The sequence below is a fragment of the Burkholderia sp. SIMBA_062 genome, from assembly GCF_046534765.1.
Taxonomy (GTDB): Bacteria; Pseudomonadota; Gammaproteobacteria; order Burkholderiales; family Burkholderiaceae; genus Burkholderia; species Burkholderia ambifaria.
In genome coordinates this window covers 1-262 of sequence record NZ_JAWRYD010000352.1, presented here as the reverse complement: position 1 = coordinate 262, position 262 = coordinate 1, and the positions used below count along the sequence as shown (strand labels likewise).

Annotated in this window: 1 protein-coding gene; it reads right to left on the bottom strand. The window is 50.4% G+C overall.

Features of this window, described 5'->3' with window-relative positions; all coding sequences use genetic code 11:
• Positions 1-262, bottom strand: a 262-nt coding sequence (locus SB786_RS36660; protein WP_410731643.1) for a response regulator, incomplete at both ends; no start/stop codon positions are given.

Genomic DNA, 262 nt, shown 5'->3' with positions numbered 1-262 from the left:
AGGCTTTAATTGCGTATTCGTCAAACGCAGTGAGAAAAACAATATACGGGCGATGTTCCGGGTCAAGCATCCCCACCATTTCCAGACCACTGATGCGCGGCATCTGGATATCGAGAAACAGCACATCCGGGCGCAGTTTATGCACCGCGCCGATCCCTTCCACGGCGTTTGAACACTCTCCAACGATTTCAATATCGCTCTGCTCCTGCAAAAATACACGCAGGTTCTCCCGTGCTAACGGTTCATCATCGACAATTAAGAC